A 26,756-nucleotide genomic window follows, 5' to 3' on the forward strand; every position below is an offset into this window, starting at 1 on the left:
CACCTCAGGTAAAGAGCCCGCTCATGCGTGAGCCGGCCTACACGTCAATCAGAACTTGTGAACGTAGCGAACCTGCACCTGGTAATCCGCTCGGGAGCGATTCTCGACGCCGGTTTCTTTATAGGTGTTGAGCCAGAAGGCTTTGTCTTCGGTGATTTTCCAGAACAGGCCCGGGCCAAAGCCCAGCACCTTTTCCCGGGAGTCGGTTAGGGTGCTGCCGTTGACCTTGTCATCCGAAATCTGCCGGAAGTAGTAGCCGTTGATGCCGACCGAGACCTTCGGGAACACTTCGTACGAGGCGGTGAAGTTGGCCCATGCCGACTGTCCTGACTGGGTGTCGCGCACCGCTTGCCCTTCAAAGAACTGCTGCGAACTGCTCGCCGGATCGTCGTTCTTGAAGTTGTACAGATAGTTCAGCCTCCAGCTTACTTCCCAACGGGGTGCCGGCATCCAGGTCGCTGCCCAGTAGGGGTTCAGGGAGAAGTGGTTGGAGCCTGGGTTCAGGTCTTTGTCTTTGTCGTACTTGCCCGTTGGTAGAATGATGTCGAAGGCCATGCGCTGGACGAAAACCGGCCGGCCGCTGGCGTCGACGATCGGATCGAACTGGACCTGTGGCCCGACCGTGACATCGCCCATGCCGGTAGCGTTGTCCTTGAGCTTGGCACCGTTGTCACCGAAATCGCCGTCCAGGGAAACAACGGGGACCAGCAGGCTCCAACCCAGGTGTGCCCCTCCCGCGAAGGTGTCGGGTGAGTAGTAGCTCAGCTGATTGATCATCGTGATGACGTTGATCTTCGGGTCATCGAAGGCGCCGTTTTTCTTGCCGGCGTTGGTCCTGATGCTACTGGCGGTGCTGAACTTCAGGTAGGTCTGGTGAGTCAGCCCGGGTGGCCCCGCAAACCCGTCGTAGAAGCTGGTGCCGCCCAGGTTGATACCGCTGGGTTGGCTTACGGACGGTGGAGGAGGGCCGTCGGCTGCATGGGCGGCAAATGACGCGAAGCTGAGTGCCAGGCACGCTGGCAAAGATTTAGTCAGACTCATCGAAGTGGCTCTATTCTTGGAATTGTGAGCGGGGGAATGTCCCCTGGCACTTCGACTTTAAGTCCCGGTGGTGGGTGATGCTTGAGCGCAACGGCCAGAGTTGACTGAGCGTGCCATGATGGGGCGATGATCCCCAACACTCTTGGCGCTCAACGCGGCAATTGAGGCGGCGCGCGCGGGCGAAGCGGGCCGTGGCTTTGCGGTCGTTGCAGACGAAGTTCGCAAGCTCGCAACTCGCACGACTGAAGCAACCGAACAAGCTGCCGGGATGATTGCTCGCTAAGTACGGTTCCGGTGAAGCTCCTCAGGCGTGACGTTTACCCATACGCTCTCTGCCTTGGTACCTGCTGTCTAACTCGCGAGGCCCACTGTGAAGCATGCGCACGGCCATGATAGCTATGGGCTATCATGGCCGTGCGTATTACTAACTGGATGACCATTCTGCGTCTACGTATCGTAGAGGTATTAAGCGTGATGGGCCGGTAGCACCGTTCGCGTCTTCCAAATCAACACAGGCCTGTACAGGTCATGTTTCCGAGATTTCCATGAAGAAAACGCTTTCGTTGGCCACACGCATAGGGCTTAGTTTCGCGGCCATCCTGGCGCTGCTCATATTGATAACCACCATCGGCATTCACCGCGTTGCGTTCATTGACTCCACCTTGGGCGACGTAAGCGAAAATGCCGCAAAGGTGCAGCGCTACGCAATCAATTTCCGAGGCAGTGTCCATAACCGTGCCATCGCTATTCGGGATGCCGTGCTGGTAACGACTGATTTGGATTTGGCAAAACACTTATCGGAAGTCTCAGCCTTGGAAAAGGCCTACTCTGACTCGGCAGCTCCAATGGATCAGTTGTTCAAGGGCGCAAGCGTAACTGGCGAGGAGGTTCGATTACTGAGCGCTATCAAGGACATCGAACAACAAACCCTTAACTCCACCAGAGCGGTAATCTCCCTGCGCCAGGCGGGTGACATACCAGGGGCTCAGGCGCTGCTGATGCGTCAAACGTCTTTGGATTACAGTGAGTGGCTCAAGCGCGTCAATGCATTGATCGACTACGAGGAAGCATCAATCAAGGCGAAGTTGGGCGCAGTGCAGGCAACCGCCAGCCAGTTCAGTACGCTGATGCTTATCGCGACAGGTATTGCCCTGCTGCTGAGCATCACGTTGTCGGCTGTACTTATTCGCTTTGTTACATCCACGCTGGGTGCTGAGCCCACAGACGTTGCATTGGCCATCGAGCGACTGGCAGCTGGTGATCTGAATCAAACGATTTCCACAGAGTATCCCGGCAGTGTCATGGGCGTCCTGAAAGACACGCTGGGCCATCTCGCAGAGACCATTCGTCAAGTACGTAAGGCGGCCCAAGAAGTCAATTACTCGGCCACCCAGTTGTCTGCCGCATCATCGGCTAATAATGAGCAGACCAGCTTGCAAACCCGCGAAGCCGAGCAGGTAGCCGCAGCCATCATGCAAATGGCGGCGACGGTTAATGAAGTATCCGGGTATGCCGCGCAGGCAGCTGATGCCTCCCGGTTGGCTGATACTGACGTGGGAAGTGGGAACAAATTGGTTGCAAGCACCACGGTTGCTATCGAACAGCTGGCATTAACCCTCGAGCAAACGACTGCTACCGTGAACCAGGTGTCCAAACATAGTGAAAATATTGCGTCAGTGATCGACGTAATCAACTCCATCGCCTCGCAAACCAATTTGCTTGCTTTGAACGCAGCTATCGAGGCTGCTAGAGCTGGCGAGCACGGGCGTGGATTTGCGGTGGTAGCGGACGAAGTACGTTCTTTGGCCAACCGGACACAGCAGTCGACCGAAGAAATTCGAGAGATGATCAGTACGTTGCAATCGGGTACCGAAACAGCATCTCAAACCATGCGCGATAGTTGTGAGTTGGCGAGCCAAACGGTCACACAAACACGCAGTGCGCAGGAGGCGTTGGCAAGGATCAGTGAGCAGGTTGCCGCTATCAGTCATATGAACGCCCAGATCGCGAGTGCCTCCGTGCAGCAGAGTAGCGTGACCGATGAGGTCGCTGAAAACATCAACCGCATTCATGGCTCGACGGTTGAGTCGGCCAATGGCGCGCGCCAAGTGGCAGCAGCCAGCATCGAGCTATCAGATTTAGCGGATCGTCTTACCGCTAAAGTGGCGTTCTTCTCTGCGGCTTAGTGGATTCGACAGTTTTTCACAGCCGGACTGACGTTTATGCGCGACCGCTGGGCTACTCAGCAGGATGCTTCGACAAGAAGTAATAAATATCCTATCAAACCCCGTAACGCTTGTTTCCACCTGAGGTAATGCAGTACCTACCCCTTGATCCTTGTTGCACAGCGCTGCCCATTCAGCACTGATACAGCAGAACCAAAGCAACTGACTGAATACCTGAAAGCAGCTGCATTAAGCGGGCTTTCAAGGTGAGTATTATGCTCGGGCCGCTCTGCTGCGGGTCATATGGATGAGTGCTGATCTACGACTATCCAGGGAGATTCGCTCTTCGACAGCAAAGGGCAAGAAGCCTAGTTTTGGATAAAGCAGCAAGCCTGCTGTATTTTCATTGAAGCACGAGATCTGCACCTCTGTGGCGTCGTAGCGGTCGAACGCCAGAGCTGTCATCGTCTCCACGATGAAGGTCGCCACACCTTTACCTCGTGCCTCTTGGGCAACGATGACATTGCCGATACAGCAAACCCCACCCGTTTCAGCCCGATAGAAGTTAGCAAAGCCGACAACGCTGTTCCGGGTCTCGACAACCGTGGAGTCGAATCGTTGAGTAATAGCGTTAGACAGTTGAGCTTCAGTCAGAGGGTATTGAGCTTTCGGGAACATATAAAACAGTTCCCGAGCGTTCAGGGGAAAGCTACAGATAGTTTTGATGTCGTCAGCCTTCACTGGCCTGTGTTGCAATATCATCGCGCGTCCTTGAGGTCTGTGTTTCCGGCATTTTAGCTCAACTAGATTTGCTCAAGCACCTTGCCTGATTACCGGGGGCATGCATCGATGCATACATAAAAACGTATGGGACAACCTGGTGGCAGGCCTGCAAAAGGAGGTTCCCTACGACTCAACCGTCGTTGCTTTCTTCGCTTCGTCCAGCATCCATTGAGCAAACGCTTGTATTGGCTCTCTGCTCAATGCAATGGGCTCGGGGAGGATGAGGCAGAAGGTTTTGGAAATGGTTTTCCCCTCTGGCCACGGAGCGACCAGACGTCCTAACGCCAGTTCAGTTTCAACGTAAAGACGCGGGACCAGCGCAACACCGAGGCCGGCCAATGCCGCCTCGATCAACATGCCGTGAAGATCGTAGCGCGCACCAATCGCTGGATTGGTAAGTGGGATCCCCGTTTCCAGGGAATAGCGCTGCCAGGCATCCGGGTTCTGCCGTCGGTGCAGGCGTGGAAGCATGTCCAGTGTTGCTGCTCCTGTGCTCTCTTGGAGCAATGCAGGATGACAAACAGGAACCAGCACTTCATGCAAAAGGTGGTGAGTCCGCATACCCGTCCACGCTGGGTGCTCGAAATGGATGGCAGCATCGAATCCGCTCCCGGCCAGGACGAAGGGGTCCATGCGCTCGGCCAAATGCACAGTGATGTTCGGATGCTTTTGCTGGAATCGTGTCAAGCGAGGAATGAGCCATCGCATCGCGAACGTCGGGATAGTGGCGATGTCCAGGCTCGCACCATCGTTCGGCTGCCCCATTAAGTACTGACTGTCCCGATCCAGGCGGTCCAGCGATTCGCGAACTTGGGCCGCGTAGCGTTCCCCGTTGGGCAGGAGCCGGACACGATTGCCGACTCGTTCGAATAGCGCGACACCGAGGAAGGCTTCCAGCCGGCCAATCTGGCGACTGATGGCGCCTTCAGTCAAAGACAGTTCTTCTGCCGCGCGCGCGAAGCTGCCGTGACGAGCGGCCGCTTCGAATGCTGTCAATGCCGTGCTGCTCGGGATCTTCTTTCGCATAAACGTTCTCGGTCTAAGGGTGGTGATCCAGATAAGCTTGAGCTTTTATCACTGAAGCATACCGAAAAATCGCTTTATTCGTTGATGTCAAGGTCATACCGTGATGGAACATCAACAAGGAGGGCCGGACACACGATGTTCGGCCGCGACGTTATCCATGATCTATACCGTCGAGTGCAGCTTTACCGACCCCGCCAGCGAAGCCGAGTGGAATGATTTCTATAGCCTGGAAAAACTACCCGCGCTTATTTCCGTGAGCGGGTTCCATACCTCGCAGCGCTTCAAGGCGTTGAGCACGGGTTGCCCTGTCTACCTTGCCATGCATTCGATCGACGGCCTGGCCGTGCTTGAGGGCGATGAGTATCGCCAGAAGGGCGGCGGCAATTTTGCACGCTGGCAGCAGCACATCACCGATTGGCACCGCAATCTGTATGGCGCCCTTGAACGTGCGCCTGCCGTCGGTGAAGGCGAGCATCTGATCGTAAGCGCAGTCGGTCCCGAGCCGCTCATCGAGAGGGGGCTGGCGCCTGATCGGATGCGCGCCGTCGCATTGGAGAAGTGCCCTGAAATCAGATGGCTGGCGAAGCTGGATAGCTCCATCCGTCTCGATGTGGATACCCTTCCGAACCACGTACACCTCTATGCTCCGATGACCGCGCAGTTGACGAGTGGCAGTGGCGCACTGCCCCACACGCCGGGGCAAAACCGACATGCCTAACCTGACAATCTTCATCCAGGCGGAAAAGATGCCGCCCGAGGCGAATCTGGCGGAACTCACTGAAGAATGTACTCGGCTTTGCACGGACGTCCTCCAGGCTACGTTGGACAACGTGCATGTCATCTATGTCTCTGTTCGCCAAGGGCGCGGGCATCCTGCTTACGCGGAAATCAGGTACCGCCTCGAACCGCTCAGAACGCCATCGGTCATGGATGTCTTCATGGCGCGACTGGATGAGGCCGTAGAGCGCCATGCGGGGCTAACGGCGCGCATCCGTTGCATCGGCTATCCAGCTGCTGCCATTTACGCGCGGAACTGATGACGCGCAAGGAGTGCTGCAATGAGCGACATGAAATTTCCGGGCCAGCAGATCGGCGAGTTTTCGATTACGGCCATCAGTGACGGATACCTTTGCGCAAGTCTGGATCTCCTCTCCAATATCGATCCTGCGCAGGCGTCCAAGTTGCAGCAGGCACGCAGGCGTGAGCGACCCATCCTCGATCCACATCAACTGTTACCTGGTGCGTGGAAGGGGCCGCACGATTCTCATCGATGCGGGGGCTGGTGGTTTCAAGCAGTGGGGCGGAAAGCTGAAGGCCAATCTCGCACTGGCTGGCGTGCAACCCTCTGACATTGACGCGATTCTCCTGACTCACGCACATCCCGACCATGTTGGGGGGCTGGTTGATTCTTCCGGGGCAGCTGTCTTTCCCGATGCAGAGTTGGTCGTGCACCAGCGTGAGGTTTCTTTCTGGGAGGACGATGGCAATCTCAGCCGAGCGAGTGAGCGTGCTCGTGGCAACTTTCTGTTTGCTCGGAAGGTGTTCGATCAGTATCGGGAGAAAATGCGCACATTTACTGATAACGAAGTCCTCCCTGGCATCAGTGCGACGCCCCTTCTGGGGCATACGGCGGGGCATTCCGGTTATCGCCTCGAATCCGATCAGAGGAGTCTGTTGATCTGGGGGGATATCGTTCATTTCCCTCAAGTCCAGATTGCGCGTCCCGACGTATCCATTGCATTTGACCAAGACCCGCTGCTTTCCGCCGCCACACGTTCAAAGTTGTTGGATGTCGTCAGCTCGGACAAGATTCTTATCGCGGGTATGCACCTTGGCGAGCTTGGATTTGCACATGTCGAGCGGATAGGCAAGACCTACAAAATTTCCTACGAAACTTAGCGGCTGTTCGAGATGCCTACGATGCATCGGCTGCGGCGAATGAGGTCATTGATCCCACGGCGCCTCCTGCCAGCGGTCGAACAGAAAATCGCTGAACGCAGTCAGCCGGCGTGGATTGTAATCGTCACTCCTCATTTGCGGCGCATACGCGGTGCCACACCGGTCAGATGCTCACGTACACACGCCCAGGCTATGTGAAGGCTGTTGCGCAGTGACACGGCATCAAGGGTCATGATGCGTAATGAAACCCCGCAATCGTTGGGCAATGCGCTGACACCCAGATAGCTGCCGGGGTGAGTGGGCAGGGCATTGCGCAATGCGGTTTTCAGTGCTTCGACAGGCAAGCCCTGACCCACGAGCATGAATGTCGCCAGGGTCTGGAAGGCACCACTGACGCCCGGTAATTGCCGCAGCAGGTCTTGCCCGTTCAGCGCCAGGCGATCGCCGGCCAGCAAGCGGCCTGCCGGGCAGCGCACTTCCAGGTCGGCGCGGTAGACATCGAAGAGGCCGGCACTGTCCTGGGGGGTGTGCAGGCAAAACGCGTCGCACAGCATCACCCTGGCGCCCGGGTGCAGATTCACCCTTACCTGGCTGTGCAGTTTTGCCTGGGGAAACAGGATCGTCGCCATAGGCAGGTACTCCAGTAGCGCTCCGTGTTCGGCGGTGAGGCTGACGGTCTGCCGTGCCGATTGCTCGAGCATACTGTGGGCTACCGTCGCCGCGCCAGTGCTGACATGCACTTGAGTGTCCGGCCCGGCATGCAGGTGCATCCGCAAATCCTGGCCTGCGAAAATCCCGCCCGAGCAAGACTGCACATACACGGCGGCCATGCCTTTCGGGTCGTCGGGCAGCTTCAGGGTGCGGCCCAGATGAAAGGGATAGCCCACGCGCTGTTCGCTGATATAACTGGCGCCGGACGGCGCTTTGCTGAAGGCAATCCGGGCCTGCACCTGCGAGGATGCCTTGGGCGGTGCAATCAACGGGTGAAACAGTTCCTGCGGCGCGTTCATGGTCGGTCAAACAACACGGCGCGGCTGATGGCGTCGACGACCGCGTCGACCCCGTCACCCGTCGCGCAGTTGGTGAACAGCACGGGCCGGCCGTTGCGGGCTTCGGCTGACTCGCGACGCATGCGTGGCAGATCCACGCCCACATAGGGCGCCAGATCATATTTGTTGACCACCAGCAGATCACAGCTCAACACGCCGGGCCCTCGTTTGCGCGGGATGTCATCGCCGCCGGCGACATCAATGACAAAGATCCAGTAATCCACCAGATCCAACGAGAAGGTCGAGGCCAGGTTATCGCCGCCGGACTCAATCAGGATCAGGTCCAGGTTCTCGAATCGCGCTTCCAGCTCGTCGGCCATTTGCAGGTTCAGCGTCGGGTCTTCGCGGATCGCCGTGTGCGGGCAGGCGCCGGTTTCCACCGCGAGCACCCGTTGTGGGTCGATCAGGCCGCTGCGCTGCACGCGTTCGGCGTCCTCGCGGGTCGCCAGGTCGTTGGTGATGATGGCCAGCTCGGTGCCGCGCGCGATGAAGCGCGGAATCAGTTGCTCCAGCAGGCGAGTCTTGCCCGAGCCGACCGGGCCGCCGATCCCGACGCGCGCGGCGCCGGGGTGGGGTTGCTGCTGCGGTGCGGCGTTGAATGCAGTGCTCATTAGCAGGTTCCTTTTATTGGCTGTTATCAGCGCAGCATGTAGCGCTGGGCCAGGGGCACTTCGCTGACCGGCTCGCAGGTCAGGCGCTCACCGTCGGCGTACACATCGAAGGTCTGGGGGTCGACGCGAATGTCCGGGCAGGCGTCGTTGTGCAACATGTCGGACTTGCGCAGCGTGCGGGTGCCGAAGGCCGGCAACAGGGCTTTTTTCAGGCCCAGTTTCTCAGCGGTATCGGCCTCCACCGCAAGGCGATTGACGAAATTCACCGACAGTGCCTGTTTGGCCTCACCAAAGGCCCCCCATTGCGGGCGCATGATCAGCGGCTCGCAGGTGTACAGCGAGGCTGCCGAGTCGCCCATCACGCCGTGCACGATAAACCCGCCCTTGACCACCAGCTCCGGCTTGACGCCAAAAAAGGCCGGCCGCCACAGCACCAGGTCAGCGAGCTTGCCCGGCTCCAGCGAGCCGATGTAACTGTCGATGCCGAACACCCGCGCAGCGTTGATCGTATACTTGGCGATGTAACGCTTGATGCGTTCGTTGTCGCCCAATCCGGTTTTTTCTTCCGGTAGACGGCCGCGTTGGTCTTTCATCTTCGAGGCCAGCTGCCAGGTGCGGCAGATCACCTCGTTGATGCGCCCCATGCCCTGGCTGTCGGAACCCAGGATCGAAATCGCCCCGGTGTCGTGCAGGATGTCTTCGGCGGCGATGGTCTGCGGACGCACTCTGGATTCGGCGAACGCCACGTCTTCCGGCACGTCCGGATTGAGGTGATGGCAGACCATGATCATGTCCAGGTGCTCGTCGAAGGTGTTGACGGTGTACGGGTTGGTCGGGTTGGTCGAGGAGGGGATGCAATTGGATTTTCCCGCCACGCTGATGATGTCCGGGGCGTGGCCGCCGCCTGCGCCTTCGGTGTGGTACATGTGGATTGTGCGGTCGCCGATGGCGGCCAGGGTGTCTTCGAGAAAACCCGATTCATTCAGGGTGTCGGTGTGCAACTGCACCTGGAAGTCGTATTCATCGGCCACCTTGAGGCAGGTATCGATCACGGCGGGCATCGCGCCCCAGTCCTCGTGTATCTTCAATCCCAGGCAGCCACCGCGCAGTTGGCCGAGCAGCGATTCCGGCTTGCTGGAATTGCCCCTGCCGAGAAAGCCGAAATTGATTGGCCAGGCTTCAGAGGCCTGCAGCATCTTGCCGACGTTCCATTCGCCGCCGCAGTCGATCCCCACGGTAATCGGCCCGAGCGAGCCGCCGATCAGCGTCGTCAGGCCCGCCGCCAGCGCGTGATCGCACAGTTGCGCCGAGTCGAAATGCACGTGCACGTCGATCCCGCCCGGCGTGACGATCAGGCCTTCTGCGTCGCGCACGGTGGTTGCGACGCCGCAGATCAATTGCGGATGGACACCGTCCATGACCTGCGGATTGCCGGCCTTGCCGATGGCCACGATCTTGCCGTCCTTGATGCCGATGTCGCCTTTGACGATGCCGATCACCGGGTCGATGATCAGCGCGTTGCAGATCAGCATGTCCAGCGCGCCGTCTGCGCTGTCATGCCCCGGCATCAGGCCCATGCCGTCGCGCAGGGTCTTGCCGCCGCCGTGCAGGCATTCATCGCCGGGCACCGCGTAGTCGAATTCCACCTCGGCCAGCAGCGACGTATCCCCCAGGCGCACCGCGTCGCCGGTGGTGGGGCCGTACATCGCGGCGTATTCCTTGCGCGTCATTGTTGCCATGGGTCACGCCCCCTTGAACTGTTGTGCGCGGGCTCGATCAAGCGCGATGGCTTTGCAGGCCGGATCGTGCAGGTTGCCATTGGTCAAACCGCTGAAACCGTGGATGTCCCCCGTGCCGCCGAATTGCACCAGCTGCACTTCGCGCAGCTCCCCCGGCTCAAAACGCACGGCAGTGCCCGCGGGAATGTCCAGGTGCATGCCGAAGGCGGCGGCGCGCGGGAAATCCAGCGCCTTGTTGACTTCGAAAAAGTGGTAGTGACTGCCGATTTGCACCGGCCGGTCGCCGGTATTGATGGCCCGTACGGTGGTCGTGGGGCGACCGCTGTTGAGTTGTATATCGCCCTCGGGCGAGATGATCTCGCCAGGCGTCGGCATGACGGCCAACGGCAACTGCCCGGGTCGAATCGGCTGATGCACGGTGACCAGTTTGGTGCCATCGGGGAACGTACCTTCCACCTGCAGCACCGGCAGCAGATCGGCCACGCCGGGCATTACGTCGTCAGTGTTGAGGAGTGTCGAGCCGAAACCGATCAGCTCGGCCACGCTGCGACCCTCACGGGCGCCTTCCAGTATCTCATCGGCAATCAGCGCCGAGGCTTCCGGAAAGTTCAGGCGCAGCCCTTTGGTGCGGCGTTTGCGCGCAAGTTCGGCGGCGGTGTATAGCGTCAGCCGCTCAAGTTCGGTGGGCGTCAGCAGCATGTTCAAGCTCCTGTGTCGGCAGCAGGCGTTTTCGTGCCCGCCACCTCTAATTGGCGAAAAGACGGAGGTCCTGGGTTTCGTGCCGCATCACGGCGATCTCGGCCATGGGTGTGAAGCCGCTGGCGTCGTCGAGGGCGAGCGGCGCCTGAGCCAGCAGTTGCAGCAGCAAGGGCTGGATGTCGGTGAGCACCCGCTGCGCATCCACATGCCCCATTACGCCCAGGCGCACAGCGGCACTGACCAATCCGGTGCACAGCCCATGGGCGGCGGCGAGTTGGCAGTGCTCGAGTTGCATGCCGAGTTGTTGCCACAGCAGCCCTTGCAACACCGGCAAATGCCCCGGCGTTGCCCGGGCGAGCACGTGTTGCTGGTAAGCGGCAGCGCCGGGGGTACCGAGCGCGACATGCACGCCCAGCAACGATTGGCCGACGCGACGTGAGCCTTGGCGCAGTTCCTCGGCCAGGGTCAGGGCCTCGATGTGACTGTCCAGGTCCATCAGGGTGGCGAGGTCAGCCGCTGCATGCCAGGCGGCGCATAAAAACACCCGGTCAAAACTGTTCCAGCGATGGCGCAATTGACCTTCGACGAAGGCCCGCACCTGAACGCTGCGATCATTCTGCAGGCCGCGCTGACGGCGCCTGACAGGGACGGGGTCGGTCATCGCGGCGTTCTGCCCCAGGCGCGCATCGGCCACCAGCGTTTCCAGGCCCCATGACCAGGCAACCGCACCACCAGGGAAAAAACTGTCGGCCTGTTGCAGTGCCAACAGGCTGCTGCGCAACTCGGCCGGTGCGGCGTTCATAGGCGCAGCACCCGGCCGTCCGCGAGCAGCGGCGCCAGACGCTCGAGGTAGTCGGCCTCCGGGCCATTCAGCGGGATCCGTAACGCAGTGCCTGCAAAGCGCACGGCCCAGTGCATGTTGCCGGCGAAATACCCCAGCTCCAGCGCGGCGGCAGCGTCCCGCGGTTGCAGGTCGAGAAAGTGCACGTCCTGCATGTGCACGACGATGGCGCGCTGACCGTCGAGCATCAGCACCGAGCCGTTACGCAGCTGCTGATGGCGCTCCAGCCGAATCGCACAGTCGGTGCCGCGATCACTGGCCAGGCGCAGGCGATGACGCTGAATGTCGCTGGCCGACAGGCTGAGGGTTTCGACCAGGCCTGCGTGGCTGAGGTCATGCAAGCGGTCGGCGAGGGCAGGGTCGCTGGCCTGGCCCAGAATGCGGTCGAGGATCAACATGGTGTGTGCTCCCAGGTCCGGTTTCAGATGGTCAGGTAGCGCAGGATGCGCTCGCGGTCGACGGTTTCGCGGACCTCGCTGTGCACGAACTCGCCTTTCTCGATGATCAGGTAACGGTCGGCCACCGCCATCGCAAACGACAGCACCTGTTCGGAGACGATCAGCGAAAATCCCCGTTCTTTTTTCAGCAGGTTCAGGGCCCGGGCGATGTCCTTGATGATCGACGGCTGAATGCCCTCGGTCGGCTCATCCAGGATCAACACTTTGGGGTTGGAGACCAGCGCGCGGGCAATCGCCAGCTGTTGTTGCTGGCCGCCGGAGAGGTTGCCGCCCTTGCGTCGACGCATCTCGAACAGCACCGGGAAGTACTCGTAGATGTAGTCGGGAATCGGTGCGGCAGGGGCGCCCTGCATGCCCGTCAGGATATTTTCCTCCACCGTCAGGTACGGAAAAATCATCCGCCCCTGCGGCACGAAGCCCACCCCGGCGGCGACCCGCTCATAGCTCTTGCTGGCGGTGAGTTCCCGGCCCGCCAGCGTGATGCTGCCGCTGCGCGCCGGCAGCATGCCCACCAGGCTTCTGAGCAGGGTGGTCTTGCCCATGCCGTTGCGACCCATGATCGCCAGGGACTCGGCCGGTGCGAGGGTCAGGTCGAGATTGCGCAGCACATGGCTGTCGCCGTAATACACGTTCAGGTTATTGACGGTCAGCATGCTCAGTGCCCCAGGTAGACGTCGATGACGCGAGGATCGTTTTGCACCTGATCCATCGAGCCGTAGGCCAGGGTTTTGCCCTGGTGCAGGACGGTGACTTTGTCAGCCACTGACTTCACGAACTCCATGTCGTGCTCGATGATCACCATGGCGCGGCCCTTGGCGATGCGCTTGAGCAGGCCTGCGGTCTTTTCCCGCTCGCCTGCACTCATGCCGGCCACCGGCTCGTCCAGCAGTAACAGTTCCGGGCGCTGCATCAGCAGCATGCCGATCTCCAGCCACTGCTTTTGCCCGTGGGACAACAGCCCGGCTTTGCGCCCCAGCTGGTCCTGCAGGAAAATCATCTCGGCGGTCTGCTCGATCTCTGCTTGCAGGGCCGGGTCCTTGCGGGCGAACAGGCAGTTGAAAATGCCGCGTTTGCCGGGCGATGAGATGTCGAGGTTCTCGCGCACGGTGAGGTCTTCATACACCGAAGGGTTCTGGAACTTGCGCCCAACGCCCGCGCGGGTGATCTGGTATTCGATCATGTTGGCCAGTTGCAGGTCCTTGAAACGAATGCTGCCGGCACTCGGGCGGGTTTTGCCGCAGATCATGTCAAGCAGGGTGGTCTTGCCCGCGCCGTTAGGCCCGATCACCACGTGCACCTGATTTTCTTCGACATAGAAATTAAGGCTGTCCACTGCCTTGAAACCGTCGAACGACACCGTGAGGTCTTCGACACTCAGCAACAGGCCACTCATGACTGCACCTCCTGTTTGTTGTGGCCAAGGCGTTGCAGCAAACCGGCCAGCCCGGTCGGCAAGAACAGCACCACGCCCATGAACAGGAAACCGATGAAGTACTGCCAGAAGTTGACGAAGTTTTCCGACAGGTAGGTTTTGGCCACGCCGATCAACAGCGTGCCGTACACCGCACCGACCAGCGACAGACGCCCGCCAAGGGCTGCGTAAATCACGATTTCGGTCGAAGGAATGATGCCCACCAGCGACGGCGACGCGAGGCCGACCTGCAGGGTGAACATCACCCCGCCGAGCGCCGAGATCAGTGCTGCGACGGCAAAGATGAACGCTTTGAACAGCGCCGTGTTGTAGCCGGAAAACCGTACGCGGTCCTCACGGTCACGGATCGCCACCACCACTTTGCCCAGCCGGCTGCGCAGGATGAACCCGCACAACGCCACGCAGCCCAGCAGTAACAGGGTGGTGATCAGGTACAGAATCCAGGGCGTTTGAGGCGTTTGCAGGCTCAGGCCAAAGGCGGTCTTGAAGTCGGTCAGGCCGTTGACGCCGCCGGTGTAGCCTTGCTGGCCGATGATCATGATCGACATGATCGCCGCCAACGACAGGGTGATGATCGAGAAGTACACGCCGCCCACGCGCTTCTTGAAATACGCGTAGCTGAACACAAACGCGAGCAATGCCGGGAGGACGAGGATCGCCGCAAAGGTGAATGTCGCCGACTCGAAAGGCTTCCACCACCAGGGCAGCGCGTCGACGCTGTTCCAGATCATGAAGTCCGGCAACGCCGAGCCGTAGAAGGCGGCGAGCGCGCTCGCCGCTTCGTCGTTGGCGGTGGCTTCAAGTTTCAGGTACATCGCCATCATGTAGCTGCCAAGGCCAAAGAAGATGCCCTGGCCCAGGCTGAGTATCCCGCCGTAGCCCCAGATCATCACCATGCCCACGGCGCAGAACGCCAGGCTCAGGTATTTGCCGGCCAGGCCCAGACGAAAGTCGCCCAGGCTCAGGGGCAATATCACCAGCAACAGCAGCGACAGCCAGACCAGGCTGTGGCGCTCGAGCAACGGCAGCAACCCGGTGCGCAGCCGGCGCGTGGTCGGCGTCGAGGTGCTGGGGCGGGTGAGGGGCGTCTCAGTCATATCGTTCATCTCAGCGTCTCACTTTCGCGGCGAACAAGCCGTTGGGGCGGAAGAACAGCAGCACGATCACCACCAGCAGCGTGATGGCTTTGGCCATGGACCCGGTGGTGAGGTATTCCAGCGAAATCTGCGTCTGGCCGATGGCGAAGGCCGACAGGAAGGTGCCCAGCAAACTCTCCACCCCGCCAAACACCACGACGATGAAGGTGTCGACCAGGTACTGCTGGCCGCTGACCGGGCCGGTCGAGGCCAGCATGGTGAACGAGCTGCCGGCGATCCCTGCCAGCCCGCAGCCCAGGGCAAACGTGACCGCATCGACACGGGCGGTGTTAATGCCGGCTGCCCCCGCCATGGCGCGGTTCTGGGTCACCGCGCGAATGCGCAGCCCCCAGCGGCTGCGGTACAAAAACAGAAACACGGCGCCGGCGATCACCAGTGTCAGGCCGATGATGAAAATCCGATTGAGCGGCAGTTCCAGGCCTTCGCTGATCTTCCACGCGCCTTGCAGCCATTGCACCGTGGGCACGCTGACTTCCTTGGGCCCGAAGACCTGGCGGAACACCTGCTGCAGCACCAGCGACAGGCCCCAGGTCGCCAGAAGCGTGTCGAGCGGGCGGTTGTACATGAAGCGAATAAAGCAGCGTTCGAGCAGGAAACCGAACGCGAAGGTCACGACGAAGGCCACGCCGATGCCGATCACGAAATACCAGCCCATGTAGTCGGGAAAGTAGCGCGCAAACACCACGGACGTGACGTAGGTCATGTACGACCCCATCGCCATCAACTCGCCGTGGGCCATGTTGATTACGCCCATCAGGCCGAACACGATGGTCAGCCCCAGGGCCATCAGCACCAACACCGAGAACAGCGAAAACCCGCTGAAGACCTGCATCACCAAAATATCGAAAGTCATTGCGTCGCTACCTGTCGCTGCACGTTGGCGGACCGTGGGCGGGAGAGGGCGCGAGTCAGATCGCGCCCGACCCTGCATCACAGTTTCGGGAAAGGGTTAGGCTCGATGGGCGCGGACTCGTAGATCACGTCAACCTGGCCCTGGGCGTTGAGGGCGCCGATGCGCGCACGCTTCCACAGGTGGTGGTTGTCCTTGTGGACCTTGACCTCGCCTTCAGGCGCGTCGAGGGTCAGCTCCGAGGACGCGGCGATCACGGCCGGGACGTCGAAACTGCCGGCTTTTTCCACGGCTTTCTTCCACAGGTACACGGCGGTGTACGCGGCCGCCATCGGGTCGCCGACTACGCGTTTGTCGCCATAGCGGGCCTTGAAGGCGGCGACGAATTTCTCGTTGACCGGGTTTTTCAGGCTCTGGAAGTAGCTCATGCAGGTGAGAAAGCCGGTGAGGTTTTCGGCGCCGATGCCGGTGACTTCTTCTTCGGTGACGGCCAGCGCCATCAGCGTCTGGTTGCTGCTGTCGATGCCGGCGGCCTTGAGCTGTTTGTAGAACGCCACGTTTGAGCCACCGACGATGGTGGACAGTACGATGTCGGGCTTGGCGGCCTTGATTTTGTTGATCACCGAGGAGAACTCGATGTTGCCCAGGGGCAGGTAATCCTCACCGACGATGGATCCGCCCTGCTTGGTCACCGACGCCCGTGCCAGCTTGTTGGTGGTGCGCGGCCAGATGTAGTCCGAGCCCACGAGGTAGACGGTCTTGCCTTTGTTGGCCATCAACCAGCTGACGGCTGCCAGGGTTTGCTGCGACGCTTCGGCGCCGGTGTAGATGATGGCCGGGGATTTTTCCAGGCCTTCATAGAACGTCGGGTAATACAGCAACGCCTTGTTGCGTTCGAACACTGGCAACACCGCTTTACGCGACGCCGAGGTGAAGGCGCCGAACGTAGCTACAACGTGATCGTTTTCCAACAGCTTGCGCGCCTTCTCGGCGAAGGTCGGCCAATCGCTGGCACCGTCCTCGACGATCGGTTCGATGGTCTTGCCGAGCACGCCACCGCTGGCGTTGATTTCGTCGATGGCGAGTTTTTCCGCATCCACCACCGAGGCCTCACTGATGGCCATGGTGCCGGTCAGCGAGTGGATGATGCCGACCTTCACGGTCTCGGCTGCCTGCACCTGGCTGACCAGGGAAAACGGCAACAGGCTGAAGGCGCCCAGCAACAGGGCATGCTTGATCAAACGGCGTTTGTCGTTGTGCATTCACTTCTCTCCAGGAATAAAAAAAGCCCGACATCCCGGCTAAATCAATAGTCGGGAAATCAGGCTTCTTGTGCCGAATCTGGCGGGACAGCTGTGTCCGATCCAGTCGTACGCGAGGTGCTTCCCTACTTGCCAAGGGGGCGTAGGGCAAACAGCTGGCGCGATGTCTCTGGAGAGTTATAGCAAGGGCAGTGCCAATTGCGACCAGGGCGTTTTCCGGGCAGTCGAAGGGGCGTGCGAGTGACGCCCGCATCTATTGTCGCGTGTCACTGGCCTGCGCTGCTTTGGCGCGAATGCACCCTGAATGCACCAATACCGTGAGCGTGTGGGCGGCATGGATGGGCTCCACGGCAAGGATTGAAACCGGCCGGCGCCGCGGGTGCAGCTCGCCCATTGCGTGTGGCCCACTATCTGCATGAGCGACAGGCAACACCCTCGCAGGGTCCCTTGTCACACGCCCATTCTCGGCAGGTGTGGAAGGCCCCTCGCATGACTGGCCCTGACAGTGTTGTCGCGCCAGCCCCAGGCACAACCCGCCTGAGAGCAGCCATTTTGTTATACGGCGTCTCGCTCAATCATTATTTGCACAGGCCTCCAGACCCCCAATCCACGAGCGGGTGTCTTTTCTCACGTTGAACAAGGTTGATAGGCATGGTTGACCAGTCGATCCGCATAGGCGGTCTGTTTTCCGATACCGGTGTCACGGCGGCTGCCGAGGGCTCGACGATGCGCGGCGCGCAGTTTGCAATTGCGCAGATCAATGCGGCAGGCGGGGTCGGTGGTCGCCCGCTGCAGTTGATCACCCGCAACCCCGATTCAACGCCTGCGCTGTACGCCATGCATATCGAATCGCTGATCCGCGAAGAACACCTGCGGTTTTTCTTTGGTTGCTACACCTCGGCTGCACGCAAGGCGGCACTGCCGATTGTCGAGCGCTACGACGCCCTGTTGCTGTACCCGGTGTATTACGAAGGTTTCGAGTATTCGCGCAACATTATCTACACCGGCGCCACACCGAATCACAATGCCTTGCCCCTGGGCAATTACATGCTCGACAACTTCGGCAATCGCGTGTTGATGATCGGTTCCGAGTACGTCTACCCGTACGAAACCAATCGCTTGATGAGCGACCTGTTGTACGAGCGTGGCGGTACCAAGCTGGGCGAGTATTACCTGCCGCTGAAAAACGCACGTCCGGAAGATTTTGCCAAACTGATGGTCAAGGCCAGGGAGCTCAAGCCCTCGTTTATTTTCTCGACGGTCGTCGGCGAAACCATGGGGCATTTGTACCAGGCCTACGCCGACGCAGGCTTTGACCCCTCGGTGATGCCGATTGCCAGCCTGACGACCAGCGAAACCGACATCCAGCAAATGGGGGTTCACCTGGGCACTGGGCATATCTCGGCGGCTACGTATTTTCAGTCGGTGGACACGCCGACCAACCGCCAATGCATCGCCCAATACCGCGAGTTGTTTGGTCAACACCAGGTCACTGACCGTTGCTGGGAGGCGGCGTACTTTCAGGTGCACTTGCTGGCCAAGGCGATCATTCGAGCTGGCAGCACGCAAGTGGAGGATGTGCTGCAGGCCATGCGCGGGCTGGAATTCGAAGCGCCACAAGGACGCATTCGGGTCGATGCCAACAATCACCACACGTACCTGTTTTCGCGGATTGGCCGGGCCAACGTCGAGGGCCAATTCGACATCCTTTACGAAAGCCAGAGTGCACTCAAGCCTGACCCTTATGCCATTGCACCCAATTTCAATGAATGGTCCGGCTCGGTGGGGAGACGTCCATGACCTTGCGCGCCGCCAAGAAACGCCTGCGCAACGACAGCGCGACAGGCATCAAGGACCTGCGCGATGTCAGCGTATTGGTGATCCACCCGGATGACGAGGATGGACGCAACCTGATCGAGCAGTTGCAGCGCATCGGTTGTCAGGTGCGTGTGCAATGGCCGATTCCGGAGCGCTTGAGCGCCGAGGCGGACGTGATCGTATTGGCGGTGTCGCCGGAAAGCCTGTCGACCAACACGCCATGGCTGCTGCACGCCAGCACGCCGCCGATCATTCCGGTGATTGCCTATGAGAACCCGATCATCGTCGAGGCATTGGTGCAACTGAACGCTTGCGCTGTCATCCCTTCGCCCGTGAAGTCGTTCGGTTTGCTGACCGCTTTGGCGATCACCCTGAGTCAGTCACGCAAGGCCCGCGAACGGGAACGGCACGTCAAGCGCCTGGAAGGGCGCATGGCGGTCATGCGCACCGTGCAGCAGGCGAAAATAATCCTTATCGAAACCAAGGGCATGTCGGAGACCGATGCCTACAACGCCTTGCGAGATCAAGCCATGGCCAAACGCGAACCGGTGGAAAAAATCGCCGAAGCGCTGGTCAAGGCCCATGAGTTGTTCCGACAAGCCTGTTCCTGAACAGCCTTTGAGCATCAAGCTTGTGAGGGCTTGATCCTCTTCTGCGTGGACGTTTGCCATACGCCTCCCTTGGCAGGTATGGATCACCGCGTGGCGACCGGCGTGGACAATGGAGTCCTCCGGAGCGAGCCGTAACCTGTGCAGTGGGCACGGGTGGCGCGCGTCAATGATCGCCCGAGATCGGGTGGTTCTTAACGTCATTTGGAGAACACCATGTCCGTAAAACGCCCCAGCAAAACCGACTTTCTGATTGCCGCCGAAGACCACGGTTATCACCTGACAGATAGCCAGATGGAGGCCTTCCTCAACCTGGCCGATGAAACGTTGAATTCCTACGAAGCCATCGATGCGCTCTACGCTGCCAACGTCGCGCAGCAACCGCCTGAACGCGAATACAACAAAGCCGCCGAGGCAGACAACCTGCACGGCGCCTGGTACGTGAAAACCCGAATCGTCGGCGCGGCGCAAGGCCCGTTGGCCGGCAAGACGGTGGTCATCAAGGACAATGTGTCGGTGGCTGGCGTGCCCATGGCTAACGGCTCATTGAGCCTGGACGGTTATATCCCGTCCGAAGACGCCACTGTGGTCAAACGCTTGCTGGCGGCCGGGGCCACGGTGGTGGGCAAGTCGGTGTGTGAAGACTTGTGTTTTTCCGGGGCAAGTTTTACCTCCGCCAGCGGCCCGGTTAAAAACCCCTGGGACCTGACGCGCAACGCAGGCGGTTCGTCCAGCGGCAGTACGGTGCTGGTGGCGCTTGGCCAAGTCGACATGGCCATCGGCGGCGATCAGGGCGGTTCGATCCGGATGCCGTCGGCCTGGAGCGGCATCGTCGGGCACAAGCCGACTTACGGCCTGGTGCCTTACACCGGCGCTTTTCCGATTGAGCGGACCATCGACCATGTGGGCCCGATGGCCAATAACGTACGCGATGTGGCAGCGATGCTCGATGTCATTGCGGGGGCCGATGGGCTTGATTCCCGGCAGAAAAATCCGCCAGCGGTCAACTGCCTCGCGACGCTGGAGCAGGGCGTGGCCGGCTTGAAAATCGGCTTGCTGCGAGAAGGTTTTGCGATCCCGGGAATGTCCGAGCCGCAGGTGGATGCCCTGGTCAAGGCGGCGGTTGCCCAGCTTGAAAGCCTGGGCGCCAGCGTCGGCGAAGCAAGCGCGCCGTGGCACACGGGCGTGGCGTTGGATCTGTGGAACGTGATTGCCACTGACGGCGCGGCGTATCAGATGTTGCAGGGCAATGGTTACGGCATGAACGTCGACGGTTATTACGACCCGGACATCATGAGTTACTTCGGCGAAAAACGCCGCGAACACGCCGATGCGTTGTCCAGTAGCGTGCGAGCGGTTGCGTTGACCGGTCACTACAGCCTGAAAAACCTGCATGGCGCCTACTACGCCAAGGCGCGGATGCTGGTACCGGAGCTGACGCGCCAGTACGACGAGGCATTCAAGGATTTTGACGTGTTGGTGATGCCCACCATGCCCTTCGTAGCCACGCCGTTGACCGCCGCGGACGCACCCGTGGAGGAGTACGTGCACAGTGCACTGGACATGCTTGCCAATACCGCGCCGTTTGACCTCACGGGGCACCCCGCGACATCGATCCCGGCGGGGCTTGCGGACGGCTTGCCGGTCGCCATGATGATCGTTGCTCCGCGCTTCCAGGACGCCCTCGCACTGCGCGTTGCCCAGGCCTACGAACACGCCCGTGGCGTATTCCCTAAACCCCCGGCGCTGTAAACCGATGGCCTGCCCAGGCGCTGGCGAATACGTTCGCTGGCGACTGGGCCTGGAATGGCCAGCGCGCAACGCCTGCTCGCAGAAGGCTGGCGTGTGCAGGGGCTGAGTCGCCGCGCTGCCGGTATCGACCATCCGCGCTTTCACTGGACTGAATGCGATCTGAGTGACTTGCAGGCCTTGGATCAAGCCTTGCAGCCCATCGAAACGGTGGATGCCATCGTCCACGCGGCAGGTTTCATGCGTACCGCCCCGTTGGGGCAGTTGCAGCCGCAGGATGGCCAAGCCATGTGGCAGGTTCACGTGGCGGCGGCGAGCCATTTGGTCAACACCCTGCACGCCAGGCTGCACCCCGGCGCCCGAATCGTGATGACCGGCAGCCGCACGATGCAAGGCGTCGTGAAAAGACCTGCGCGGGGTCTTTAGCCGGCTGCAAGTATTCTGTTAATCCCTGGAACCACATCACCTCGACAAAATCACCGCTGATTTTCAGATCGCCTGTATGCAACCCCGTCAGGAATTCATCCTTGCTGTCTTTAGCCGACAGAATGGCGAAGCCTCTTTCTGTGTTTCTAAACGACAGCGTGAATGCCGGCTTTTGCGTGAAACCTGCGGCGGATTTTATCTTTCCGTTCGCAACGGTGAAGTAGCGACCCACGCCATCCTCTGTTCGAATCTGAAAGACCAACGACTTGCCTTTAACAAATTTTGCGCAGCCGGGGTTTTTCTTGATGGCCCGCTGAAACAGCTTGGTCAGCGCCCACAACAAAAATTTAAACTTCAGCATGATGTGCTGGCTCCGTAAGTTGTCATTCGCTGAGGAACGCGATGGCGTGTTTCAGAAAGCGCTCAGGGCATTGGAATTGGGCGCCGTGGCCCGCATCCGGGTACAGGAATAACTGGGCGTTCGGGATGTTCTGGGCCATGTACCAGGAGTTGACTGTTGGAATCATGACGTCATTCATGCCGTTCAGGATGAACGTTGGCTGTTTGATAGCACGCAGATGATTGAAGGGATCATTTGGGTCCAGCTTGGGCATAAAGTGCATGTGGGCTTCGATCTGTGCCTGCATCACCTGCATCGAGCTGGGTGGATCCTGGTCGACACGCTGATGACGGCGCTCCCAGAACTCGAGCCCTGCCTGCCGCGCCGCCTCGGAGCGACCGAAAAACAGAAACAGAAAATCGTCCACTGTGGGAATGGGCTGTGGTGCGGCCTCCAGCACGCCAGGGTCTGAGTCCGGATTACCGCCACGAGGCCCGGTACCCAGCAGCATCAGTTTGCGCACGAGGTCGGGATGGCGTCGTGTCAGGTCCTGGGCGATAAAACCGCCAAGCGAGAAACCCAGCACATCGACTGTTGATAGACCGAGTGCGCGGATCACTGCGGCAGCGTCGTCGGCCATCAGCTCAATTCGGTTACGCGGCTCTCCGGAAGAAGAGGCAATGCCGCGACCGTTGTAGAGGATGACCTCGCGCCCTGCCGCCAGCCCATCCGTCATGATGGGGTCCCAATGATCCATGCCGCCACGGAAATGCTGGAGGAGGAACAGCGCAGGCTGATCTGTCTTGTCATTGCCCCAGCGGCGATAGGCAAATGTCTCGCCATCGACGTCGATATACAGGGTAGGGGCGGTTAGATGGCTATAGCTCATTTTGAAGTCCTCCAAGGTGTTGTCATCTGATGCAGCAAACCATGGCTGTTTGGGTACAGATTGCACCCGCGCGGGTTGTCCGCACCGGGCTCGATGTCTGGTTGCACTGCGACGGGTGTTGACGGAGCAATGCGACTTCGCAGTGTTACTGCTGCAACATCAAGCTACGCCAGACGATTACAGGCTGAGCCGCGTCTTCAGGTACTTTGCTGGTCGGTGACTGCGCAGGTGTCGCTTCGTCACGTTGTGGCGCTTGATCCTGATGTGGGCCTGTGTGTCCTGTATCGGGTGGTGCGGCTGCGGTTGATTCAACGCACTCATTGATGTCGCACTTATCGTTATTCAACTTCATCTTTCCAGCCTTTTGCGCGCTCCTGCCTTACCCCTTGTGCCCCCAGTCGTGATCGTTCTGTAATCGACGCTGGCTCGTTTGGTGCCAGAACACAGGTAACGACACCAAGCACGCCATTTATACGGAGTTACCTGGACCTTCCCGGATACAAGCTTCGGTCACTCAGTGAGAGGGGTGCACAAATAAAACCTGGCCCGGTCGGGCACTGCCTAGTTGGCGGCAGCGCTGGCTTCGGCCAGTGTCGGGTAGTCGATGTAGCCCGTCGCACCGCCGCCGTAGAGGGTGGTGGGGTCGAAGGCGGACAGCGGCGCACCGGCCTTGAGCCGCTCCACCAGATCCGGGTTGCCGATAAACGGGCGGCCAAAGGCGATGAGGTCAGCCTTGTCCTGCGCAAGCCGCGAGTTGGCCAGGTTTTGGTCGTAGCCATTGTTGGCGATGTAGGTGTTCTGGAAGCGCTGGCGCAACGCATCGAAATCAAACGGCGCCACGTCGCGTGGCCCACCGGTCGCGCCTTCGACGACGTGCAGGTAAACGATGTCGAGCGCATTGAGTTGGTCGACGATGTAATCGAACTGAGCCTGCGGCTCACTGCTCGACACACCATTGGCGGGCGAGACCGGCGACAGGCGAATGCCCGTGCGGTCCGCGCCAATCTCGGCGACCACGGCAGCGGTCACTTCCAGCAACAGGCGCGCACGATTTTCGATCGAACCGCCGTAGGCATCGGTACGCTGGTTGGCGCCGTCCTTGATGAATTGATCGAGTAAATAACCGTTTGCACCGTGGAGTTCCACGCCGTCGAAGCCGGCCGCAATGGCGTTTGCCGCCGCTTGGCGGAAATCGTTGACGATGCCTGGCAGTTCGTCGAGTTCGAGCGCGCGTGGCTCGGACACGTCGGCAAAGCCGTTATTGACGAAGGTCTTGGTCTGGGCACGGATGGCCGAAGGCGCTACTGGGGCGGCACCGCCCGGTTGCAGGTCCACATGGGAAACCCGGCCAACGTGCCACAGCTGCACAAAAATCTTGCCGCCCTTGGCATGCACCGCTTCGGTGACCCGGCGCCAGCCGTCGATCTGCGCCTGGGTGTAAAGACCGGGTGTGTCTTGGTAACCCTGGGCCTGCGCCGAAATCTGGGTGGCCTCGGTGATCAGCAGTCCGGCCGAAGCGCGCTGGCTGTAGTAAGTGGGGGCGAACTCGCTGGGCACCAGTCCAGTGCCGGCGCGATTGCGCGTCAGGGGCGCGAGCACGATGCGGTTGGCGAGGGTCAGTGAGCCAAGGGTATAGGCAGTAAACAGATTTTGATCGGTCATGTGAGGTGTCTTCTGTGGCTGTGGCGGAAGAGGGATTTGGTTTGCCTTTATGATGGTGATCATAATCAAAGCTGTCAATTATTTTGATTGCAATCAACATCTATGTACTATGGGCGTAGGCTTTTTGTGCAAGTTCGAGGTATCGCAGGTGAAAGTGACCAAAGCGCAGGCGCAGGCAAATCGCGAGCACATCGTCGAGACGGCCTCCGTGTTGTTTCGTGAGCGGGGGTTTGACGGCGTAGGTTTGGTGGATCTCATGGGGGCCGCCGGGTTCACCCACGGAGGTTTCTACAAACATTTCGGCTCAAAGGCCGATCTGATGGCCGAGGCTGCAGCCAGCAGTCTTTCCCGGTCGCTCGCCGGCACCGAGGCGCTTGATATTCAGACGTTCATCGATATCTACGTGTCGAGGGATCACCGTGACCGGCGTGGCGAGGGCTGCACCATGGCGGCCCTGTGTGGAGACGCCGCGCGTCAGTCGGATGAGCTGAAGCGTGCATTCGCCGAAGGCATAGACCGCATGCTGCAAGCGTTGGTGCAAAAGTCTCCGACCGTCGAAGACGCTGCGCCGGGCGAGACGAGAGCGAAGATGATCGACGTACTGGCTCATGCCGTTGGCGCGATGGTGTTGTCGCGAGCGTGTCCGGATGATTCGCCGCTCGCCGATGAAATACTCGAGGTTTGCCACGCCCGGATATCGGCTTCCTTGCCGGTATCGCCAGGCAGCGAGCAATAGTCCGGGAGACCTCAAGCGCGCCTGCCGATGCGCTTCATGGGCGTGCGAGAGAGCAAGCGGTCGATCCTCGGTTGATCATCGATTTTCGCCAGCAGAGGCAGCGCCTCGGACAACAGCGCGTGGTGGCACTGGAAAACCCCGCCGCCCCGTCACGCGTTCACGTCAACGATGGTGCGCCCCTGAATTTTCCCTGCGAGCACGCGGCTGGCGATGTCAGGAACATCGCCGAGGCCAACCACCTTTGAGGTTCGGGCAAGCTTGTCCAGATCCAAGTCACTGGCAAGGCGCGACCAAGCCTGCAGCCGTATCTGCTGAGGCGCATTGACCGAATCAATGCCAGCAAGGGTGATGTTGCGCAGGATGAAGGGGAGCACAGAGGCGGGCAGATCCGCGCCTTGTGCAAGTCCGAAGGCCGCGACCACGCCACGATACCGGGTATGCGCCAGCACGTTAGCCAACGTATGGCTGCCGACCGAGTCAATGGCGCCCGCCCAGCGCTCTTCGGAAATCGGTGCGCCCGGTGCGGACAGGGTGTGGCGGTCGATGATTTCGTTCGCGCCGAGCGCGCGCAGGTAATCGGCTTCTTCAAGCCGCCCGGTCGACGCGATCACGCGATAGCCCAGTTTGGACAGCAGGGCAATCGCCACCGATCCAGAGCCGCCATTGGCGCCGGTCACCAGGATGTCGCCGCGCGCAGGCGTCAGACCGCCATGTTCCAGTGCCAGCACGGACAGCATTGCGGTGTACCCCGCTGTGCCGATGGCCATGGCATCCCGGGCCGAAAACGCTGCGGGAACCTTGACCAGCCAATCACCGCTCACCCGTGCCCTTTGGGCGAAGCCGCCGTGGTGAGTCTGGCTGAGTCCCCAGCCGTTGGCCAGCACACGGTCGCCGGCCACAATGCCGGGATAGGTCGACGACTCTACGACCCCGGCAAAGTCGATCCCCGGAATCAGCGGAAACTTGCGGATGATCGGTGACCGGCCAGTGAGCGCCATCGCGTCCTTGTAGTTCACCGTTGAGTATTCGACCGCGACGGTGACGTCGCCCGGCATCAAATCCTCGTCCTCAAAGTCAACCAAGCGGGTTGAAAGGGTGTCACCGGTCTTGCTGGCGAGCAGTGCCTTGAATGTCATCGTCTTCTCCTGGTCAGGTGACCACGTGCGTTGTGCTAAATCAGTTGACCCAGCTGGAAAACCTTGGGTTCGCCTGCGACCCACCTGAGGGTAGTTGAAGGTGACGATGCCCTTGTCCTTGCGCGTCCCAGCGAGGTTTTCCTGGACCATGGCGGCAAACTCGAAGGCCAAGCCCGCCTCGACGAAAGCAGGTGGGCGCGGTCAGATGGGCGCGCAAATTTCCAGCACCCTGGTGAGGCAAGCACCTCAATGATGTCGATCATAATCTTCGTCGTCAAGATCTTTGATTGCGATTGACATCAATGAAGGCTATAGGCTTCACTGCTGGCCTATCTACACAGATCTTGAAGATGAAAGTCACTAAAGCGCGGGGGAACGCT

At 60.1% G+C, this 26,756-nt stretch carries 26 protein-coding genes and 2 pseudogenes; 10 read left to right on the plus strand and 18 right to left on the minus strand.

The genetic code is table 11. The features are described 5' to 3' along the window. Window positions 1-48: 48 nt before the first annotated feature. Window positions 49-1,041: a transporter gene (locus F6S08_RS15295; RefSeq protein ID WP_315871830.1), complete on the minus strand. Its 993-nt coding sequence runs from the start codon at window positions 1,039-1,041 to the stop codon at window positions 49-51. A 139-nt stretch (window positions 1,042-1,180) separates the two neighbouring features. On the opposite strand from F6S08_RS15295, the pseudogene F6S08_RS15300 reads away from it, so the two are divergent. Beyond that, window positions 1,181-1,315 (plus strand): annotated as a pseudogene (locus F6S08_RS15300) (methyl-accepting chemotaxis protein); the annotation flags it as partial. A 1,390-nt stretch (window positions 1,316-2,705) separates the two neighbouring features. After that, a pseudogene (locus F6S08_RS31415) lies at window positions 2,706-3,227 on the plus strand (methyl-accepting chemotaxis protein); the annotation flags it as partial. A gap of 252 nt (window positions 3,228-3,479) precedes the next feature. On the opposite strand, the gene F6S08_RS15310 reads toward F6S08_RS31415, so the two are convergent. Further along, complete coding sequence (locus F6S08_RS15310) at window positions 3,480-3,968, minus strand: GNAT family N-acetyltransferase (protein ID WP_074845701.1); 489 nt, start codon at window positions 3,966-3,968, stop codon at window positions 3,480-3,482. Between the two features lie 144 nt (window positions 3,969-4,112). Next, on the minus strand, window positions 4,113-5,015 hold the full coding sequence (locus F6S08_RS15315) for a LysR substrate-binding domain-containing protein (RefSeq protein WP_065947806.1): 903 nt from the start codon (window positions 5,013-5,015) through the stop codon (window positions 4,113-4,115). A gap of 157 nt (window positions 5,016-5,172) precedes the next feature. Between F6S08_RS15315 and F6S08_RS15320 the strand changes: the two genes are divergently transcribed. The 3 genes from F6S08_RS15320 to F6S08_RS15330 all read left to right on the plus strand — a co-directional run bounded on the left by F6S08_RS15320 (window position 5,173) and on the right by F6S08_RS15330 (window position 6,914). Further along, a complete protein-coding gene (locus F6S08_RS15320) occupies window positions 5,173-5,733 on the plus strand; it encodes a sugar ABC transporter (protein ID WP_074845708.1) in 561 nt (186 codons plus the stop codon). Then, window positions 5,726-6,052: a hypothetical protein gene (locus tag F6S08_RS15325; RefSeq protein WP_065926074.1), complete on the plus strand. Its 327-nt coding sequence runs from the start codon at window positions 5,726-5,728 to the stop codon at window positions 6,050-6,052. Before F6S08_RS15320 ends, F6S08_RS15325 begins: the two co-directional genes overlap by 8 nt. A 163-nt stretch (window positions 6,053-6,215) precedes the next feature. Beyond that, window positions 6,216-6,914, plus strand: coding sequence for an MBL fold metallo-hydrolase (locus tag F6S08_RS15330; protein WP_315871831.1), 699 nt, complete (start codon window positions 6,216-6,218; stop codon window positions 6,912-6,914). Window positions 6,915-7,045: 131 nt separating this feature from the next. Here the strand turns inward: F6S08_RS15330 and F6S08_RS15335 are convergent, their stop codons facing one another. The 11 genes from F6S08_RS15335 to urtA form a co-directional block, all read right to left on the minus strand. Beyond that, on the minus strand, window positions 7,046-7,924 hold the full coding sequence (locus F6S08_RS15335; protein WP_315871832.1) for an urease accessory protein UreD: 879 nt from the start codon (window positions 7,922-7,924) through the stop codon (window positions 7,046-7,048). Beyond that, entirely contained in the window at window positions 7,921-8,574 is a 654-nt protein-coding gene (gene ureG / locus F6S08_RS15340; RefSeq protein WP_065926076.1) for an urease accessory protein UreG, read from the minus strand. Before ureG ends, F6S08_RS15335 begins: the two co-directional genes overlap by 4 nt. Window positions 8,575-8,600: 26 nt before the next feature. Next, entirely contained in the window at window positions 8,601-10,313 is a 1,713-nt protein-coding gene (gene ureC, locus F6S08_RS15345; RefSeq protein WP_065947804.1) for an urease subunit alpha, read from the minus strand. A 3-nt stretch (window positions 10,314-10,316) separates the two neighbouring features. After that, entirely contained in the window at window positions 10,317-11,012 is a 696-nt protein-coding gene (locus F6S08_RS15350; protein ID WP_137212780.1) for an urease subunit beta, read from the minus strand. 46 nt (window positions 11,013-11,058) lie between these two features. Next, window positions 11,059-11,814, minus strand: coding sequence for an urease accessory protein UreF (locus tag F6S08_RS15355; RefSeq protein WP_065926079.1), 756 nt, complete (start codon window positions 11,812-11,814; stop codon window positions 11,059-11,061). Continuing rightward, complete coding sequence (gene ureE, locus F6S08_RS15360) at window positions 11,811-12,251, minus strand: urease accessory protein UreE (protein WP_065947803.1); 441 nt, start codon at window positions 12,249-12,251, stop codon at window positions 11,811-11,813. Before ureE ends, F6S08_RS15355 begins: the two co-directional genes overlap by 4 nt. 23 nt (window positions 12,252-12,274) lie before the next feature. Then, complete coding sequence (urtE, locus tag F6S08_RS15365; protein WP_027603386.1) at window positions 12,275-12,964, minus strand: urea ABC transporter ATP-binding subunit UrtE; 690 nt, start codon at window positions 12,962-12,964, stop codon at window positions 12,275-12,277. A 2-nt stretch (window positions 12,965-12,966) separates the two neighbouring features. Then, window positions 12,967-13,704, minus strand: a complete 738-nt coding sequence (urtD, locus tag F6S08_RS15370; protein WP_027603387.1) for an urea ABC transporter ATP-binding protein UrtD — start codon at window positions 13,702-13,704, stop codon at window positions 12,967-12,969. Then, window positions 13,701-14,849, minus strand: coding sequence for an urea ABC transporter permease subunit UrtC (urtC, locus tag F6S08_RS15375; RefSeq protein WP_027603388.1), 1,149 nt, complete (start codon window positions 14,847-14,849; stop codon window positions 13,701-13,703). Before urtC ends, urtD begins: the two co-directional genes overlap by 4 nt. 1 nt (window position 14,850) lies before the next feature. Continuing rightward, a complete protein-coding gene (urtB, locus tag F6S08_RS15380) occupies window positions 14,851-15,753 on the minus strand; it encodes an urea ABC transporter permease subunit UrtB (RefSeq protein WP_027603389.1) in 903 nt (300 codons plus the stop codon). 77 nt (window positions 15,754-15,830) lie between these two features. Next, window positions 15,831-17,012 carry an urea ABC transporter substrate-binding protein gene (urtA, locus tag F6S08_RS15385; RefSeq protein WP_137212777.1) on the minus strand — a complete coding sequence of 394 codons (1,182 nt, stop codon included), beginning with the start codon at window positions 17,010-17,012 and terminating at the stop codon, window positions 15,831-15,833. Window positions 17,013-17,663: 651 nt separating this feature from the next. On the opposite strand from urtA, the gene F6S08_RS15390 reads away from it, so the two are divergent. The 4 genes from F6S08_RS15390 (at window position 17,664) to F6S08_RS15405 (ending at window position 21,613) form a co-directional block, all read left to right on the plus strand. Continuing rightward, window positions 17,664-18,812 carry a transporter substrate-binding domain-containing protein gene (locus tag F6S08_RS15390; RefSeq protein WP_065926082.1) on the plus strand — a complete coding sequence of 383 codons (1,149 nt, stop codon included), beginning with the start codon at window positions 17,664-17,666 and terminating at the stop codon, window positions 18,810-18,812. Further along, window positions 18,809-19,441: an ANTAR domain-containing response regulator gene (locus tag F6S08_RS15395; protein ID WP_065926083.1), complete on the plus strand. Its 633-nt coding sequence runs from the start codon at window positions 18,809-18,811 to the stop codon at window positions 19,439-19,441. Before F6S08_RS15390 ends, F6S08_RS15395 begins: the two co-directional genes overlap by 4 nt. 213 nt (window positions 19,442-19,654) lie before the next feature. Beyond that, a complete protein-coding gene (locus F6S08_RS15400) occupies window positions 19,655-21,190 on the plus strand; it encodes an amidase (protein WP_315871833.1) in 1,536 nt (511 codons plus the stop codon). A 54-nt stretch (window positions 21,191-21,244) separates the two neighbouring features. Then, a complete protein-coding gene (locus tag F6S08_RS15405) occupies window positions 21,245-21,613 on the plus strand; it encodes an NAD-dependent epimerase/dehydratase family protein (RefSeq protein WP_315871834.1) in 369 nt (122 codons plus the stop codon). On the opposite strand, the gene F6S08_RS31420 is transcribed toward F6S08_RS15405, so the two are convergent. The 3 genes from F6S08_RS31420 to F6S08_RS15420 all read right to left on the minus strand — a co-directional run bounded on the left by F6S08_RS31420 (window position 21,513) and on the right by F6S08_RS15420 (window position 24,504). Beyond that, entirely contained in the window at window positions 21,513-21,974 is a 462-nt protein-coding gene (locus F6S08_RS31420) for an SCP2 sterol-binding domain-containing protein (protein ID WP_409999761.1), read from the minus strand. The genes F6S08_RS15405 and F6S08_RS31420 overlap by 101 nt on opposite strands. Window positions 21,975-21,996: 22 nt before the next feature. Continuing rightward, on the minus strand, window positions 21,997-22,842 hold the full coding sequence (locus tag F6S08_RS15415) for an alpha/beta hydrolase (RefSeq protein ID WP_315871836.1): 846 nt from the start codon (window positions 22,840-22,842) through the stop codon (window positions 21,997-21,999). Between the two features lie 561 nt (window positions 22,843-23,403). Continuing rightward, complete coding sequence (locus F6S08_RS15420) at window positions 23,404-24,504, minus strand: alkene reductase (protein WP_108574693.1); 1,101 nt, start codon at window positions 24,502-24,504, stop codon at window positions 23,404-23,406. 148 nt (window positions 24,505-24,652) lie between these two features. Here F6S08_RS15420 and F6S08_RS15425 point away from each other — a divergent pair, with 148 nt between their 5' ends. Beyond that, window positions 24,653-25,240, plus strand: coding sequence for a TetR/AcrR family transcriptional regulator (locus F6S08_RS15425; protein WP_065926140.1), 588 nt, complete (start codon window positions 24,653-24,655; stop codon window positions 25,238-25,240). Window positions 25,241-25,389: 149 nt separating this feature from the next. Here the strand turns inward: F6S08_RS15425 and F6S08_RS15430 are convergent, their stop codons facing one another. Beyond that, a complete protein-coding gene (locus F6S08_RS15430) occupies window positions 25,390-26,376 on the minus strand; it encodes an MDR family oxidoreductase (RefSeq protein ID WP_074845726.1) in 987 nt (328 codons plus the stop codon). Window positions 26,377-26,756: the final 380 nt, after the last annotated feature.

This window comes from Pseudomonas sp. JV449 (assembly GCF_032424295.1).
GTDB classification, from domain to species: domain Bacteria; phylum Pseudomonadota; class Gammaproteobacteria; order Pseudomonadales; family Pseudomonadaceae; genus Aquipseudomonas; species Aquipseudomonas marginalis.

Bases quoted from the DNA above. Each gene is read 5' to 3' on its own strand.
- F6S08_RS15295 (WP_315871830.1), bottom strand. From the start codon at position 1,041: ATGAGTCTGACTAAATCTTTGCCAGCGTGCCTGGCACTCAGCTTCGCG.
- F6S08_RS15310 (WP_074845701.1), bottom strand. From the start codon at position 3,968: ATGATATTGCAACACAGGCCAGTGAAGGCTGACGACATCAAAACTATC.
- F6S08_RS15315 (WP_065947806.1), bottom strand. From the start codon at position 5,015: ATGCGAAAGAAGATCCCGAGCAGCACGGCATTGACAGCATTCGAAGCG.
- F6S08_RS15320 (WP_074845708.1), top strand. From the start codon at position 5,173: ATGATCTATACCGTCGAGTGCAGCTTTACCGACCCCGCCAGCGAAGCC.
- F6S08_RS15325 (WP_065926074.1), top strand. From the start codon at position 5,726: ATGCCTAACCTGACAATCTTCATCCAGGCGGAAAAGATGCCGCCCGAG.
- F6S08_RS15335 (WP_315871832.1), bottom strand. From the start codon at position 7,924: ATGAACGCGCCGCAGGAACTGTTTCACCCGTTGATTGCACCGCCCAAG.
- ureG (WP_065926076.1), bottom strand. From the start codon at position 8,574: ATGAGCACTGCATTCAACGCCGCACCGCAGCAGCAACCCCACCCCGGC.
- ureC (WP_065947804.1), bottom strand. From the start codon at position 10,313: ATGGCAACAATGACGCGCAAGGAATACGCCGCGATGTACGGCCCCACC.
- F6S08_RS15350 (WP_137212780.1), bottom strand. From the start codon at position 11,012: ATGCTGCTGACGCCCACCGAACTTGAGCGGCTGACGCTATACACCGCC.
- F6S08_RS15355 (WP_065926079.1), bottom strand. From the start codon at position 11,814: ATGAACGCCGCACCGGCCGAGTTGCGCAGCAGCCTGTTGGCACTGCAA.
- ureE (WP_065947803.1), bottom strand. From the start codon at position 12,251: ATGTTGATCCTCGACCGCATTCTGGGCCAGGCCAGCGACCCTGCCCTC.
- urtE (WP_027603386.1), bottom strand. From the start codon at position 12,964: ATGCTGACCGTCAATAACCTGAACGTGTATTACGGCGACAGCCATGTG.
- urtD (WP_027603387.1), bottom strand. From the start codon at position 13,704: ATGAGTGGCCTGTTGCTGAGTGTCGAAGACCTCACGGTGTCGTTCGAC.
- urtC (WP_027603388.1), bottom strand. From the start codon at position 14,849: ATGAACGATATGACTGAGACGCCCCTCACCCGCCCCAGCACCTCGACG.
- urtB (WP_027603389.1), bottom strand. From the start codon at position 15,753: ATGACTTTCGATATTTTGGTGATGCAGGTCTTCAGCGGGTTTTCGCTG.
- urtA (WP_137212777.1), bottom strand. From the start codon at position 17,012: ATGCACAACGACAAACGCCGTTTGATCAAGCATGCCCTGTTGCTGGGC.
- F6S08_RS15390 (WP_065926082.1), top strand. From the start codon at position 17,664: ATGGTTGACCAGTCGATCCGCATAGGCGGTCTGTTTTCCGATACCGGT.
- F6S08_RS15395 (WP_065926083.1), top strand. From the start codon at position 18,809: ATGACCTTGCGCGCCGCCAAGAAACGCCTGCGCAACGACAGCGCGACA.
- F6S08_RS15400 (WP_315871833.1), top strand. From the start codon at position 19,655: ATGTCCGTAAAACGCCCCAGCAAAACCGACTTTCTGATTGCCGCCGAA.
- F6S08_RS15405 (WP_315871834.1), top strand. From the start codon at position 21,245: ATGGCCAGCGCGCAACGCCTGCTCGCAGAAGGCTGGCGTGTGCAGGGG.
- F6S08_RS31420 (WP_409999761.1), bottom strand. From the start codon at position 21,974: ATGCTGAAGTTTAAATTTTTGTTGTGGGCGCTGACCAAGCTGTTTCAG.
- F6S08_RS15415 (WP_315871836.1), bottom strand. From the start codon at position 22,842: ATGAGCTATAGCCATCTAACCGCCCCTACCCTGTATATCGACGTCGAT.
- F6S08_RS15420 (WP_108574693.1), bottom strand. From the start codon at position 24,504: ATGACCGATCAAAATCTGTTTACTGCCTATACCCTTGGCTCACTGACC.
- F6S08_RS15430 (WP_074845726.1), bottom strand. From the start codon at position 26,376: ATGACATTCAAGGCACTGCTCGCCAGCAAGACCGGTGACACCCTTTCA.